The organism is Kitasatospora sp. NBC_00240, from assembly GCF_026342405.1.
Taxonomy (GTDB): domain Bacteria; phylum Actinomycetota; class Actinomycetes; order Streptomycetales; family Streptomycetaceae; genus Kitasatospora.
Genome location: NZ_JAPEMU010000001.1, coordinates 3,905,108 through 3,919,815 on the forward strand (window position 1 = coordinate 3,905,108; position 14,708 = coordinate 3,919,815).

Genomic DNA, 14,708 nt, shown 5'->3' on the forward strand with positions numbered 1-14,708 from the left:
CTACGGGGGCGCCCGCGGCCGGCGCAGCCGGGAGCGCCGTCCGTGGTCACGGACGGCGCTCCCGGCGGGGCGGCGGGGCCGGCGGGGCGGCGGGGCGGCGGGGCCGGCGGGGCGGCGGGTCAGGCCGGGTTGTTGATCAGCTGGTTGATCAGGGCGTCGGCCTCCTTGGTGGCCTGGTCCACCGACTTGCCCTTGAGGATCGAGTTCAGCATGTTGACCAGCACGTTCTGCTTCTCGATCGCCCCCCAGCCCGGCGCCAGCGGGGTGAACCACGCGTCCGGCACGGCGTTGGCCGCGGCCGCCGTGGCGGGCTTGCTCTTCAGCGGCTCCAGCTGGCTCAGGTTGTTCGGCAGGATGTCCTTGTCCGCGAGGAACTGCTCGGACTTGGTGCTGGTGAACATCCGGATCCAGTCCGCGGCGAGGTCCCGGACCGGCGACTTCGCGGTGACGGCCAGGTCGGAGCCGCCGATGAAGGAGGGCAGCGGCTTGCCGCCCGGGCCGGGCATGGTCGCCACCTTGACCGCGTCCTTGAGGGTCGGGTCGCCGGTGACCGGGGCGACGGCGCTGCCGGCCTCCCAGCCGTTGCCGTAGAGCACGGCGGCGCGCTTGCGGGCCAGCACGGTGGCCTGGCCGCTCTCGTTGACCGTCAGGTCGTTGTGGTTGTACTTCTGCACCAGGTCGACGAAGTGCTGGACGCCCTGCTGGGACTTGGGGTCGTTGAGCGTCCCGTGCCAGTTGCCGGCGCTGTCGAAGCGGGCGATGGCACCGCCGTACGCGGCGACGTAGCTCATGGCCGCGTACCAGTACGGGCCGGGCAGGTAGAGCGCGGAGAAGGTCTTGTCGGCCTTGTTCTTGTCCTGGACCTTGTCGAGCGCGGCGCGCAGCTCGTCCTCGTTCTGCGGGAGTTCCGCGGCGCCGGTGGCCTGCTGGAACATCGCCGCGTTGTAGATGCCGACGCGGGCGCCGGCGTAGTACGGCACGCAGAACAGCTTGTCCTGGTAGGTGCAGGTGTTGACCAGGCCGCGGATCCAGTTGTCGGCGTTGTCGAAGCTGGCCTTGTCGACCGGGGCGAGCGAGCCGTTGAGGATGTACTTCATGGTCTCGGTGTTGCCGAGCTCGACCACGTCGGGCGCGGCGCCGGCCTCCAGCGCGCCGTCCAGCTTGGCGACCTTCTGGGTCCACTCCTGGTAGGCCAGCTTCAGGGTGACCTTCGGGTACTTGGCGGCGAAGTCGTCGTTGACCCGCTGCACCAGCTCCGGCCAGCTGGTCTGGGCGTCGTTCATCAGCCAGACCGTGACGGTCCCGGTCATCTCCTTGGGGTCCGCCGCCTTGGTGGCCCCGTCCTGCGCGGACCTGGCCCCCGAACCGCATCCCGCGACCGAAGCGGCGAGCGCCGCGATCCCGAACATCGCCATGAGCTGACGCTTCACGTCATCCTCCCGAGGGTGCAAAAAAATGTGCCCACCGACGGCGTGTTCGAGCCACCGGGATCACCGAGGTGGGCAGCGCGGAGCCTGGGAGGGTCAATACCACATCCGGTCAGGATTGGTTCAGACCAGATTCCTGGAGCTTGGCCTAGACCACTCCGGGTGTCAACGCTCAAATGGCCTACTGCAACCTGCCGTTGCAGACCTGTTGTGAGCCGTTGCCCTCCGTCGTCACCCCATCACCATAAGTAGAACTTAAGGCAGCCTTAAGGCTCACTTGAGGGAACACCGTCATGCCAAGGTGGGAGGAACGTCACACACCGCCGAAAACGGACCAGGGGCCGTCGGAGGAATCCTCCGACGGCCCCTGGCCTGAATGAGACGTTTCGTCAGCTCGCGGTCTGCGGCTGGCCGGTGAGCACCTCCACCGCAGCGAGTCCGCAGACCCGCGCGGCGCCGTGGGTGGCGATGTGCAGCGCTCCGACCGGAGCGGCCTGCGGCACCCCCATCTCCACCACCAGCGCGTCCGGACGGGCCGTCACCAGCCGGTGCAGTGCGGCCGACATCCAGTCGTGGCGGTGGGTGTCACGGACCATCAGCACCAGCCGACGGTCCTGGGCGCCCGCGAGCACCCTGGCGACCAGCGCGTCCAGCTGCTCGGGCGTGGCGTCGGCCGGGCCGAAGTTCTCCGTCCGGGTGCCGGGCAGCCGTGCGGCGAGCATGCCCGCCACGCCCCACGGGGTCTCGTCGCCGACCGCCACGTTCGCCTGCGGGGAGAACGAGGCGACGTACGGACGGTCCGTCACCGGGGCCACCGGGCGCCCGGGCGCCCGGACCACCCGCAGGGCCCGCCGGGCGGCCTGCAGGCCGATCGACAGGTCCGGCTCGCGGCGCTCGCCCTGGGCCTCGATCCGGGCCCAGCTGCCGAGCCTGCGGACCCGGTCCGCGGCGTCGGCCAGGCGCTCCTCGGAGAGCCGGCCGGAGCGCACCGCCGCCACGATGGCGTCGTGCAGCTGCAGGACGGTCTCCTCGTCGGCGTGCTCGCCGCCGACGCAGATCGCGTCCGCGCCGGCCTCCAGGGCCAGCAGGGTGCCCTCGGAGGTGCCGTAGGTGTCCGCGATGGCACCCATCTCGATCGCGTCGGTGACGATCAGGCCGTCGTACCCGAGCCCGCCGTCCTGCGGCCGGGCCCGCAGCAGGCCGCTGAGCACGGCCTTGCTCAGGGTGGCCGGCAGGCTCGGGTCGAGCACCGGGACCATGATGTGGGCCGTCATCACGGCCTTGGCACCGGCCGCGATCGCCGCCTTGAACGGGACCAGGTCGCGCGAGCGCAGCAGGTCGACGTCCACGTCGACCACGGGCAGGCCGTGGTGCGAGTCGACGGCGGTGTCGCCGTGGCCGGGGAAGTGCTTGGCGCAGGCCGCCACGCCCACCGACTGCAGGCCCTCGACCCAGGCGGCGGTGTGCCGCGCGCAGAGCTCGGGGTCGGCGCCGAAGGAACGGACGCCGATCACCGGGTTGCCCGGGTTGGAGTTCACGTCCGCGGACGGCGCCCAGTTGTAGTTCACACCGCAGGCGGCCAGCGCGCGGCCGAGCTCGCGGGCGACGTCCCGGGTCAGCGCCGGGTCGTCGACGGCGCCGAGCGCGAGGTTGCCCGGCCAGGACGAGCCGGAGCCAGTCTCCAGGCGGGTGACGTCGCCGCCCTCCTCGTCGATGGCGACCAGGATGTCCGGGTTCTCCGCGCGCAGGGCGGCGGTGAGCTCGGCCAGCTGGGCGGGGTCCGTGACGTTGCGCCCGAACAGGGCGACCGAGCCGAGGCCCGCCGCCAGGTGCCGGCGGATCCAGTCGGGCGGCGTGGTGCCCACGAAGCCGGGCTGGAGCACGGCGAGGGCGTCGCGGTGCAGCTGGTCGTTGACCGTGCCGCTGGGGATCAGGATGCTCACGGTCGTCAGCCCTTCACGGCGCCGGCGGTCATCCCGCCGACGGCCTTGCGCTGCAGGAAGACGAACAGGATCAGGACCGGGATCGCGAACAGCGAGGAGGCCGCCATGGTCGCGCCCCAGTCGTCGCCGAAGGCGCTGCGGAATCCGGTCAGCCAGAGCGGCAGGGTCTGGCCGCTCTGCTTGTTGAGGATCAGGACCAGCGGGAACTCGTTCCACGCGGTGATGAATCCGAACAGCGAGGTCGACATCAGACCGGGGGCGAGCAGCGGGAAGACCACCTTGACGAAGGCCTGGACCCGGGTGCAGCCGTCCACCATCGCGGACTCCTCCAGCTCCTTCGGCACCGCGGCGATGAAGCCGCGCAGCGTCCAGATCGTGAAGGGCAGCACCATCATCATGTAGAAGATGGTCAGCGGGAGCAGGCTGTTCAGCATGTCGTTGTCGCGGGCGATCAGGTAGACGGAGATCGTCATGACCTCCCAGGGCGCCATCTGGGCCGCCATGATCACCAGCACGAAGCTCTTGCGGCCGCGGAACTTCATCCGGGCGATGGCGAAGGACGCCAGGGTGGCGATCACCAGCGAGGCGAGCACCGCGCCGACCGTCACGATGAAGCTGTTGCCGACCATCGTCCAGAAGCCGTCGGCGTGCACGGCCCGGTCGAAGTGCTCCAGGGTGCCGTTCAGCGGGACGAGGACCGGGGTCTTGCTGATGATGTCCGTGTTCTGCTTGAAGGCCGTGGAGACCATCCAGTAGACCGGGAAGATGAAGAAGACGAAGAGGACGACCGCGATGATGTTGGGCCAGCTGCGTCCGATGATCGAGCGCCTCACAGCTCGTCCTCCTGCTTCAGAATGATCCGGAAGTAGTACGCCATCAGGACGCCGAGGATCAGGATGGTCAGCACGGCGATCGCCGCCCCGCTGCCGTAGTGGTTGTTGCTGATGCCCTCGATGAAGGCGTACACGGGGAGGGTCTCGGTCAGGCGCTGCGGCCCGCCGAAGTTGAGGACGTAGACCTGGGTGAAGCACTTGAACACCCAGATGACCTCAAGGAAGGTCGTGGCGAGGAAGAACGGCTTCAGGCTGGGGTAGATCACCGAGCCGAAGATCTTGAACGCGCCGGCGCCGTCCATCCGGGCGGCCTCGTAGAGCTCCGTCGGGATGGTGGTCAGGCCCGCGTACATGTTGAAGGCGACGAACGGGATCGAGCCCCACACGATCAGCAGGATGATCACGAAGAACGCCGAGTACTGGCCGCTGAACCAGTTGTAGTCGAGCATCCCGTGGAAGCCGAGCTTGTCCAGGCCCCAGTTCACGACGCCGTACTTCTGGTCGAAGAGCCAGGTGTAGACGGTGGTCTGGGCGACGATCGGCATCGCCCAGGCCAGCAGCAGGCCGACCGAGAGCAGGAACCGCATCCACTTGCCGAGCCGGTTCAGCAGCAGGCCGACCAGGGTCCCGCCGACCATGATCAGGACGACGGTGCCGGCGGTGAACGCGACCGAGCGGCCGGTGGTGTGCCAGAACTCCGCGCTGGTCAGCTGCTCCGTGTAGTTCTCGAAGCCGTTCCACTCGGTGAGGTGCTGGACGAGCTGGCGGCTGTTGAGGTTCTGGAACGAGATCAGAAACGTCTTCAGCAGGGGCCAGCCCAGCAGGAACAGGGTGGCCGCGACGGCCGGCAGCAGCAGCAGGTACGGCGCGATGCGGGTCAGCAGGCGCGGACCGGCCGTAGGTCTGCCGTTCGTGGGGGTGCCGCCCGCGGTGGGCGGGGCGATCTGCTCAGTGGCGGCCATGTCAGCCTTCCCTGATTCCGGGGACCGTGTCTGCACCCGCTCCGAATGCACAGCCATCGTTCTCTCTTCCTTACCAACCTGGCCACGACGGGTAGGCGGCGCCGCTCACCGGCCCGCGGGGGGCCGGTGAGCGACGCCGCTCAGTGTTACTGCTTCGCCGCGAGGCGCTTGGTGATCTCCTCGTCGTACTTCTTGGCCGTGGCGTCGTAGTCGCCACCCTGGAGCACGGCGGTCATGAACTCCTTGATCGGGTTCGGGTTGTTCTCGACCCCGGCCCAGGCAGCGATGTTCGGGGTGGTGGCACCGTTGGCGGAGGCCGCCAGGGCCGCCTTCGCGAAGTCGCCGACGACCTGGCTGTTCAGCGAGGCCTTGTTCGGGATCAGGCCGGCGGCGGCCATCTGGCCCTCGAACTTGTCCGAGAGGGCGATCTTCAGGAAGCCCTTGGCCAGGTCCTGGTTCTTGCTCGCCTGGGCGACGGCCAGGTTGGAGCCACCGAGGAACACGCCGGACGGCTTGTCGGCGGTCTTGCCCGGGAGCGGGAAGACGCCCCACTTGTCGGCGGTCATGTCCTTGGCCGCCGGGGCCTCCCAGCCGAGGCCGATCATCGAGGCGATGTCACCCTTGGGGAAGAGCGTCATCTGCTGCGGGTTGGCCTCGTCCTTGTCCTTCGGGGCGCTGGAGAAGGCGGCGAGCTTCTGGTAGGTCGCGAACGCGGCCTTCGCCTCGGGGGAGGACAGGTTGCCGACGTACTTGTCGCCGTCCTTCTTGACGAGCTTGCCACCCTCGCTGGTGATCAGGCCGAAGTAGGTGTACCACTCCTGGCCCGGCAGGTAGATGGCCTGGGCGACGCCCGGGGTGGCCTTGAGCTTCTCAAGGTCGGCGACGTACTCGTCCAGGGTCTTCGGCGGGGCGGCGATGCCGGCCTTGGTCCACAGCTCCTTGTTGTAGATCACGGAGCGGTTGGTGAAGTACCACGGGGCGGCGTACTGCTTGCCGTCCAGCACCGAGGACTCGTTCAGGTTGGCGGCCCAGTCGTTGCCGCCCAGGGTCGCCTTGTCCTTGGTGAGGTCGACGAGGCCACCGGTGGCGGCGTAGCCGGCCGTCTGGGTGTTGCCCAGCTCCAGGACGTCGACCGAGCCCTCGGAGAGCGCGGTGGTGACCTTCGGGCCGATGCCGTCCCACTTCTGGACCTGGATGTTGAGCTTGGCGCCCGGGAACTCCTTCTCGAAGTCCGCCTTGATGCCGTCCTGCCATGCCTGCGGCGCAGAACCGTCCATGAACCACGCGGTCAGGGTCTTGCCGTTGTAGTCCTTCGGCTTGGCCGCGTCATCGGCCTTCTTGCCGTCGGAGCCACAGGCCGCCAGACCGACGACCATTGCTGCGACGCCGACCGCCGCGATGAGCTGACGCTTCACGCCATCCTCCTGAGGGATGCCAGGGTTTCCCCCCATCGGTGGCAACGGCAGACCCACACAAAGCGGTAGGAATGGTGCCGCGGACCCATGGGACGGGTTGGGATTCATAGCTGCTGGCCTGCAGTGGTGTAGACCAACTGCCTGGAGCTTGGCCTAGACCAATGGGCGTGTCAACGGTCCTCGGACCAATCCGGACCACCTGTTATCAAGCCGACACCGCTCATCGTTCATCGTGTGATGAGGTATTCGTTCCCCGGGCATACATGCAACGATGTGTGCCGTTGAACAAGGTGGCGGGGCCGGTGCGGTTCCGCGAGGAGCAGGAGATACGGCCGATGACCAGCGACGGGGGCAGCACAGCCCAGGTGAACGACCCCCAGGTGAAGGGCCTCGCGGTGCAGCCCTCCCCCGCGGGCGCCCGGGTTCCCAAGTACTACGGCCTCAAGCGGCACCTGCTCCAGCTCACCGAGACCCAGCCGGCCGGCACCCCGGTGCCCCCCGAGCGGGCCCTCGCGGCACAGTTCGACACCTCCCGGACCACCGTCCGGCAGGCCCTGCAGGAGCTGGTGGTCGAGGGACGCCTGGAGCGCATCCAGGGCAAGGGGACCTTCGTCGCCAAGCCCAAGGTCGCCCAGGCCCTGCAGCTCACCTCGTACACCGAGGACATGCGGGCCCAGGGCCTGGAGCCCACCTCCCGGCTGATCGAGGTCGGCTACATCACCGCGGACGACCGGCTCGCCCCGCTGCTGGACATCAAGCCCGGCGGCCGGGTGCTGCGGATCGAGCGCCTGCGGCTGGCCAACGGCGACCCGATGGCGATCGAGGTCGCCCATCTGTCCGCCAAGCGCTTCCCGGCCCTGCGCCGGAACCTGGTCAAGCACAACTCGCTCTACACCGCGCTGCGCGAGGTGTACGGGGTCACCGTGGCCGAGGCCGAGGAGACCATCGAGACCACGCTGGCCAACCCGCGCGAGGCCGGCCTGCTCGGCTCCGACCTCGGCCTGCCGATGCTCCAGCTCTCCCGGCACTCCTTCGACGCCGAGGGCGCCCCGGTGGAGTGGGTCCGGTCGATCTACCGCGGCGACCGGTACAAGTTCATCACCCGCCTGCAGCGACCGGAGTAGCCGCCACCGCCGCCGGGCCCCGGCGGCGGTGGGCACTCCCCCAGGCAGGTACTCCCCCAGGCAAGTACTCCCGGCGCGCGGACCGTCCCACGGTCCGCGCGCCGGTGCGTTTCCGGCGTACGGAGCCGGCACGCCGACCGGACCGACCGGCCGGGTGCCCGACCCCGGCTCACCGAGGGTGCACGAACCGGGCATGCGGTGCCAAGGCGCGCCCGCACGGACACCGATAGTGGGGGAGTTCCGTGAATCGGGTGACATACGTCACCCCGTGCTCTACATTCCGCAGCTGTAGTGACTGCCGATCACCAGTGGTGCTGCTCGGCGGGTTCTGGGTGCCCACGCGCCCGGGACTGCGGCGCCGACGAGGTGACACCTCTTCAGCCGGAGCCGTAGATGTCCGCAGATCTCGAAGTACCCGAACCACTGCCCGGGCCGCCACCCGCGCCCCTGCCCGCCGTGACCCCCGAGCGGGTCCTGGCCGGGCTCAGCCTCGCCGTACCGGTGGTCGCCATGCTCTGGGTGGCCTCGTACACCAAGGCCGACCCGGAGGCCGGCGGCGTGCCGTTCTTCTACTGGTACCAGCTGCTGTGGGTGCCGGCCTCGGCCGTCTTCACCTTCGCCGCCTACCTGCTCGTCAACCGTGACGAGAAGGCCCGCAAGGCCGCCCGGGCAGGTGGGAAGCGATGAACGACGGCGTCAACGTGACCGCCCTGGCGGTCTTCGTCCTGTTCTTCCTGCTGGTCACCGTGATGGGCTTCATGGCCTCGCGCTGGCGCAAGGCGGACAACGCCCTGCACCTGGACGAGTGGGGGCTCGGCGGCCGCAACTTCGGCACCTGGGTGACCTGGTTCCTGCTCGGCGGCGACCTCTACACCGCGTACACCTTCGTCGCCGTCCCCGCGGCGGTGTACGCCACCGGCGCGGCCGGCTTCTTCGCGGTGCCGTACACGATCATCGCGTACCCGCTGGTCTTCCTCTTCCTGCCGCGGCTGTGGTCGGTCTCCCGGGTGCACGGGTACGTCACCCCGGCGGACTTCGTCCGCGGCCGGTACGGCTCCAAGGCGCTCTCCCTGGTGGTGGCGCTGACCGGCATCCTGGCCACCATGCCGTACATCGCGCTCCAGCTGGTCGGCATCCAGGCGGTGCTGGACGTGCTGGGCGTCGGCGGCGGGGCGGGCAGCAACTGGTTCGTGAAGGACCTGCCGCTGTTCATCGCCTTCGGCGTGCTGGCCGCCTACACCTACTCCTCCGGGCTCCGGGCGCCGGCGCTGATCGCCTTCGTCAAGGACGCCCTGATCTACATCGTGATCATCGTCGCGGTGATCTACATCCCGATGCGGCTCGGCGGCTACGGCCACATCTTCGACACCGCCGCGCAGAAGTTCAGCACGCCCAAGTCGCCCGGGTCGCTGATCCTCGCCGAGAACAAGCAGTGGACGTACGCCACGCTGGCCCTGGGCTCGGCGCTGGCCCTGTTCATGTACCCGCACTCGGTGACCGGCGTGCTGGCCTCCAAGTCACGCAACACCGTGCGCCGGAACATGGCGATCATGCCGGCCTACTCGCTGATGCTGGGCCTGCTGGCGCTGCTCGGCTTCATGGCCATCGCGGCCGGGGTGGGCAGCGGGGTGAAGGGCTTCAACGCGCAGCTCTCGGTGCCCCAGCTGTTCGAGAACATGTTCCCGGACTGGTTCACCGGGGTGGCCTTCGCGGCGATCGGGATCGGCGCGCTCGTGCCGGCGGCGATCATGTCGATCGCGGCGGCCAACCTGTTCACCCGCAACGTCTACAAGGAGTTCATCCGCCCGGACGCCACCGCGGCGGACGAGACCAGGGTGGCCAAGCTCGCCTCGCTGCTGGTGAAGGTCGGGGCGCTGGCCTTCGTCCTCACCATGGACAAGCAGGCGGCGATCAACCTGCAGCTGCTCGGCGGCCTGTGGATCCTGCAGACCTTCGTCTCGATCGTCGGCGGCCTGTTCACCCGCTGGTTCCACCACTGGGCGCTGTTCGCCGGCTGGGCGGCCGGCATGGTCTACGGCACCTGGCAGGCGTACGGCATCGCCAGTCCCGCCACCAAGCACTTCGGCGGCAGCGCGGCGAACATCCCGGTGATCGGCGAGATCGGCTACATCGGCCTGACCGCGTTCCTGCTGAACCTGGCGGTGGCCGTGCTGCTGACCCTGGTGCTGCGGGCCCTGAAGGCCCCGGTGGGCACCGACGAGACCGACCCGGACGACTACGGCGCCGAGGCCGGCGATCCGAAGGCGCAGCACGCGCCGGTGCCCGCAGCGGCGCATTGATTCGCGCTGCGCGCGCCCTGTGATCGCGCCGTCACCTCCGTGAACACTGGAGGTGACGGCGCGATCATATGTATGAACGGCTGTCGGAGGATTCGACGACAACGGGGAGACCGGACATGGCAGAACTCGGCACCACCCTCAACGGCCAGCACCGGAGCACACCCGGGCTGCGGCTGCCGTCCGTGCTGATCGCCACCCGGCACGGGGAGTCCACCGCGAACGTGGAGTTCCAGCTCGCCGAGGCGGCGGGCGCGCTGAGCGTGCCGATCAACTGCCGGGACGCCGACATCCCGCTCTCCATGCACGGCCAGCAGCAGGCCCAAGCGCTCGGCCGCTGGTGGGCCGGCCTGCCCGCCGGCGACCGCCCGCGCAGCGTCTGGTGCTCGCCGTACGTCCGGACCGCCGAGACCGCCCGCATCGCGCTCGCCCAGGCCGCCGGGCTCGGCGCGGTGCCGATCTCGCTGGCCGTCCGCTACGACGAACGGCTCCGGGACCGCGAGCTGGGCATCCTGGAGATGCTGCCCGCGGCGGCCATCGAGGCCAAGCACCCGGAGGAGGCGGCCCGGCGGCGGAAGATGGGCGAGCTGTACTACCGGCCGCCCGGCGGGGAGTCCTGGTCCGACGTCGCCCTGCGGGTCCGCAGCTGCCTGCGCGACCTCTGCGAGCAGGAGGACGGCAACCCCGTCCTGGTGGTGGCGCACGACTGCACCGTGCTGATGCTGCGGCACGTGCTGGACCGGCTCACCGAGCAGCAGCTGCTGGAGGTGGAGCAGGTCGCCAACTGCTCGGCCAGTGTCTGGCGCACCGACGGCGAACGGCTGCGGCCCGAGCGGTGGAACACCACCGGGCACCTGGAACCGGGCGCCTGAACCGCCCGGGCCGGCAGCGGCGCCCGAACCGCCGGGGCGGGCCCGGCGCCCGCGGGCCCGCCCCGACCGGTCAGATCCGCAGCTCCGGCTCCCCCTGCCAGCCGCCGGCGAAGGTCCGGCGGTAGGCCAGCGGGGTGGTGCCCAGCCGGCGGCCGAAGTGGTGGCGCAGGGTCGCGCCGTTGCCGAAGCCGCAGCGGGCGGCGATCGAGTCCACCGGCTCGTCCGTTCCCTCCAGCAGCCGCTGGGCCAACAGCACCCGCTGCCCGGTCAGCCAGCGGTGCGGGGTGGTGCCGGTCTCCTGCTGGAACCGGCGGGCGAAGGTCCGCGGGGACATGTGGGCGCGCGCCGCCAGCTGGTCCACCGTCCACTCCCGGTCGAGCTGGTGGCGCATCCGGTCGAGCAGCCCGCCGAGCGAGGCGCCGTCCTCCTCGGGCAGCGGCCGGGCGACGAACTGCGCCTGGCCGCCCTCCCGGTGCGGGGCGACCACCATCCGGCGGGCGATCCCCCGGGCGACCTCGGCGCCCTGCAGCCGGCGGACCAGGTGCAGGCAGGCGTCGATGCCGGCGGCGGTGCCGGCCGAGGTGATCACCGGGTCCTCGTCCACGTAGAGCACGTCCGGCTCGACGGTGGTGTGCGGGTGGCGGCGGGCCAGCTCGACGGCGTGCCGCCAGTGGGTGGTGGAGCGGCGGCCGTCCAGCAACCCGGCCTCGCCGAGCAGGAAGGCGCCGCTGCAGATGGAGAGCACCCGGGCGCCGCCCTCGACGGCCGCCCGCAGCGCCTCGACGAGGGCCGGCGGGTACGAGTCGCGCAGGCCGGTCGCGGTGACGATCACCAGGTCGGCGCCGGCCAGCCGCTCGGGGCCGTACGGGACGTCGACGCTGAAGCCGGCGTGGGTGCGGTGCGGCCCGGTGCGCTCGCCGGCCAGCGCGAACTCGTACACCGGCAGGCCGTCGCCGCTCCGGTCCAGGCCGAACACCTCGCAGGCCACCCCGAGTTCGAAGGGGTGGACCTCCTCCAGCACCACGGCCACCACATTGCTCAGCATGCCGTCCAGGATGCCGCCCGGGCTCCGGGAGCACCAGGGATCTGCTGGCAGTATTTCGATGCGATCGGGCATTCCTGCCACTCGTGGCGGAGCGCCGCGCCCACGAAAGTGAAGACATGGACTCCTCGACGCTCACGAACGCACTCGCCCTCATCGCCGCCGTCGGCGGCTTCGGCCTGCTGGGTGTGCTGGTCGGCCGGGACCTCGACCGGAACGGCGGGCACGGACGCGACAACTGGCACCGGCCCGGCGGCTACCCGCACGAACCGGCGCCCGGCGACCGACTACAGGACGGCCTGCCCGCCGCCTCCGACCGGCCTTCGGGCAGACTGGGGCCATGGACCTCGTCATCCGCCGCGCCGTTCCTGCCGACCTCGAAGCCGTCGGCGCCGTCACCCACGAAGCCTTCGTCGGCGACGGCCACAGCCCGGCCGACGGCCCCTACGCCGCACAGCTCCTGGACGCCCGCCCCCGCTTCGAACAGGCCGAACTCCTCGTCGCGGTCGATCCGGCCGACGGACGGCTGCTCGGCTGCGTGACCTTCGCGGCCGGCGGCAGCGAATTCGCCGACATCGCCGGCCCGCACGAGGGCGAGATCCGGATGCTCGCGGTCGGCGGCGCCGCCCGCGGCCGGGGGGCGGGCGAGGCCCTGGTGCGGGCCGCGATCACCCGCAGCCGCGAGCTCGGCCTGACCGGGATGGCCTTCTCCACCCGCCCGTCGATGACCTCGGCGCACCGCCTGTACGAGCGGCTGGGCTTCCGGCGGGCCCCCGAGCGGGACTGGGAGGTCCGGCCGGGCATCGTGCTGATGGTCTACTCGATGACGTTCTGAGACCGTCCGCCCCGGATCCGGCCGACACCGGCGGTCCGGGGCGGACGGCCGGGGCGTGGCGCCCCGGCCGCCGGCTCAGCCCTTGGCCTTGTTCCGCTCCAGCAGCACCAGCCGCAGGTTCGGCACCTTCTCGGTGCTCACCGTGTGGAACTGCTTGAGCTCCTTGGCCACCTTGTCGGAGACCCCGCCGTACGGCCGCTTGTCGGCGGCCCCGGCCAGCAGCCAGATCCGCTGGACCCCGGCCATGCACCTGGCCGGCTCCTCGCACTCCAGGGCGCCGAAGCTGCCGGCCTCCTGCGGGGTGACGCCGAGCAGGGTGTCCTTGGGGGCCGGCAGGCCGCGCAACTCGTACGCCAGGGCGCGCCGCATCGAGCTGCTCGGGTCGAAGATCACACCGTCCCCCGGCCGCAGCCCGGCACTGATCACCCGGGCCGCCGCCCGGGCGTCCATCTCCCCCGGCAGGTCGTCGCGGACCTCGGACTGGGACGGCCAGGCCACCACCGCGACCACCGCGAACGCCACCACCAGCGGGATCGGCCCGACCACCCAGCGCGGCGGCGTGTGCGAGGCGGTCAGCTGCGACACCAGGCCGGGCAGCCGGCCCACCACGGCGGCGGCGAGCAGCGTCCAGGCGGGCACCGTGAAGAGCAGGTACCGGGCCAGGAAGAGATGCAGCCAGTGGGCCGTCAGCACGGTGACGAGCACCGGCACCACCGCCCAGCAGGCCAGCAGGCCCACCGGCTGACGCAGCACCAGCAGGCTCACCGCGCCGATCACGCCCGCCAGCAGCAGCGTCCAGCCGAGCCCGGCCGAACCGGCCAGGTCGGTGAGGAGCTGGCCGAGGTCGCCCCAGTCCCGGTCGTTCCAGGCGATCTGCCCGCTCTGCCCCGCACCCAGCAGCAGCAGCGGGCTGAGCAGCAGCACCGCCCCGGCCATCGCGACCGCCCAGCGCACCGGCAGCACCCAGCGGGCGTTCCCCTCCCGGGAGCGGCGGGCCTTCTGGACGACCAGCAGCAGGTGCCCCGGCAGGATCATCAGGGTCACCAGGTGGGTCAGCCCCATCCCGACCACGGTGGCGCCGTAGCCCGCCCAGGCGAGCACCGCCGGGTCCTTCCAGAGCGCCGGCGGGCGTCCGCCGGGCACCGGCGCGGCCGGGCGGGTCGGACGCTCGACGATCCTGGTCAGCAGCAGGGTGCTGCCGGCGGCGGCCAGCACCGCGAAGGCGTACGGACGGGCGTCCTGCCCGTACCAGGTGATGCTGGGGCAGACCGCGAACAGCAGCCCGCCGAGGGCGCCCAGCCGGGGCGTCAGCAGCCTGCGGCCGAGCAGGGCCACCATCGCGGCGGCGCCGGCCATGGCGAGGGCGGAGGGGATCCGCAACGCGGCCTCGGAGTCCCCGAACACCGAGACCCACAGGTGCAGCAGCACGTAGTACGGCGCCAGCACCAGATCCATGTTGGAGGTCAGCGCGCCCAGGTCCCCCCAGGACAGGGTGGCGGCCCACCAGCTCGCGTGCTCGTCCCGCCAGAGCTGGCGCTGCTGGATCCCGTACAGGCAGAGCACCAGCGTGAGCAGCGCGGGCGGCAGGGCGACGGCCAGCGCCACCCGGCGGTCCCGGGCCGGCTCCCCCGCCTCGGGCAGGTCCAGGGGGCGGGCCGGCGCCGACGGGATCGGGGCGGGCCCGCCCGGCGGCGGGGCCGGGAACTGCCGGACCGGTGCCGCGACCGGGACGGGTGCCACGACGGGAACCGGCGGTGCGACCGCGACGGGCGCGGCCGGAGCGGCCGGGACCGGGGCGGCCGGCGGGACCGGTGGGGGTGTCCCGGGGGACTGCACAGGCGCGACCGGTGCGGGTGCGGGCACGACGGCGGCCGGAGCAGGCGGCGCCGCAGGCGCGGCCGGGGCGACCGGCCCCGGCACGAGCGGCGCGGCCGCCGGCGGTGCGGCGGCCACGGGCG

General features: G+C 71.3%; 12 protein-coding genes. 5 read left to right on the top strand and 7 right to left on the bottom strand.

Features of this window, described 5'->3' with window-relative positions:
• Positions 1-119 precede the first annotated feature (119 nt).
• The 5 genes from OG689_RS16445 to OG689_RS16465 form a co-directional block, all read right to left on the bottom strand.
• Positions 120-1,430, bottom strand: coding sequence for an extracellular solute-binding protein (locus tag OG689_RS16445; protein WP_266321190.1), 1,311 nt, complete (start codon positions 1,428-1,430; stop codon positions 120-122).
• A 386-nt stretch (positions 1,431-1,816) separates the two neighbouring features.
• Complete coding sequence (locus OG689_RS16450) at positions 1,817-3,370, bottom strand: glycoside hydrolase family 3 protein (protein ID WP_266321191.1); 1,554 nt, start codon at positions 3,368-3,370, stop codon at positions 1,817-1,819.
• A gap of 5 nt (positions 3,371-3,375) precedes the next feature.
• Positions 3,376-4,203 carry a carbohydrate ABC transporter permease gene (locus OG689_RS16455; RefSeq protein WP_266321193.1) on the bottom strand — a complete coding sequence of 276 codons (828 nt, stop codon included), beginning with the start codon at positions 4,201-4,203 and terminating at the stop codon, positions 3,376-3,378.
• On the bottom strand, positions 4,200-5,165 hold the full coding sequence (locus OG689_RS16460; protein ID WP_266321194.1) for a carbohydrate ABC transporter permease: 966 nt from the start codon (positions 5,163-5,165) through the stop codon (positions 4,200-4,202). The genes OG689_RS16455 and OG689_RS16460 overlap by 4 nt, the downstream gene beginning before the upstream one ends.
• A gap of 146 nt (positions 5,166-5,311) precedes the next feature.
• Entirely contained in the window at positions 5,312-6,580 is a 1,269-nt protein-coding gene (locus tag OG689_RS16465) for an extracellular solute-binding protein (protein WP_266321195.1), read from the bottom strand.
• Positions 6,581-6,915: 335 nt separating this feature from the next.
• On the opposite strand from OG689_RS16465, the gene OG689_RS16470 reads away from it, so the two are divergent.
• The 4 genes from OG689_RS16470 to OG689_RS16485 all read left to right on the top strand — a co-directional run bounded on the left by OG689_RS16470 (position 6,916) and on the right by OG689_RS16485 (position 10,873).
• On the top strand, positions 6,916-7,704 hold the full coding sequence (locus OG689_RS16470) for a GntR family transcriptional regulator (protein ID WP_266321196.1): 789 nt from the start codon (positions 6,916-6,918) through the stop codon (positions 7,702-7,704).
• A gap of 393 nt (positions 7,705-8,097) precedes the next feature.
• The gene (locus OG689_RS16475; RefSeq protein ID WP_266321198.1) at positions 8,098-8,391 is read left to right on the top strand and encodes a DUF3311 domain-containing protein; all 294 of its coding nucleotides are present in this window, start codon (positions 8,098-8,100) and stop codon (positions 8,389-8,391) included.
• Positions 8,388-10,004: a monocarboxylate uptake permease MctP gene (gene mctP, locus OG689_RS16480; protein WP_266321199.1), complete on the top strand. Its 1,617-nt coding sequence runs from the start codon at positions 8,388-8,390 to the stop codon at positions 10,002-10,004. Before OG689_RS16475 ends, mctP begins: the two co-directional genes overlap by 4 nt.
• 116 nt (positions 10,005-10,120) lie before the next feature.
• A complete protein-coding gene (locus OG689_RS16485; protein ID WP_266321200.1) occupies positions 10,121-10,873 on the top strand; it encodes a histidine phosphatase family protein in 753 nt (250 codons plus the stop codon).
• Between the two features lie 70 nt (positions 10,874-10,943).
• Here the strand turns inward: OG689_RS16485 and OG689_RS16490 are convergent, their stop codons facing one another.
• The gene (locus OG689_RS16490; RefSeq protein WP_266321202.1) at positions 10,944-11,918 is read right to left on the bottom strand and encodes a helix-turn-helix domain-containing protein; all 975 of its coding nucleotides are present in this window, start codon (positions 11,916-11,918) and stop codon (positions 10,944-10,946) included.
• Between the two features lie 337 nt (positions 11,919-12,255).
• On the opposite strand from OG689_RS16490, the gene OG689_RS16495 reads away from it, so the two are divergent.
• Positions 12,256-12,750: a GNAT family N-acetyltransferase gene (locus tag OG689_RS16495; protein WP_266321203.1), complete on the top strand. Its 495-nt coding sequence runs from the start codon at positions 12,256-12,258 to the stop codon at positions 12,748-12,750.
• Between the two features lie 75 nt (positions 12,751-12,825).
• On the opposite strand, the gene OG689_RS16500 is transcribed toward OG689_RS16495, so the two are convergent.
• Entirely contained in the window at positions 12,826-14,490 is a 1,665-nt protein-coding gene (locus OG689_RS16500; protein ID WP_266321205.1) for a glycosyltransferase family 39 protein, read from the bottom strand.
• Between the last annotated feature and the right edge of the window lie 218 nt (positions 14,491-14,708).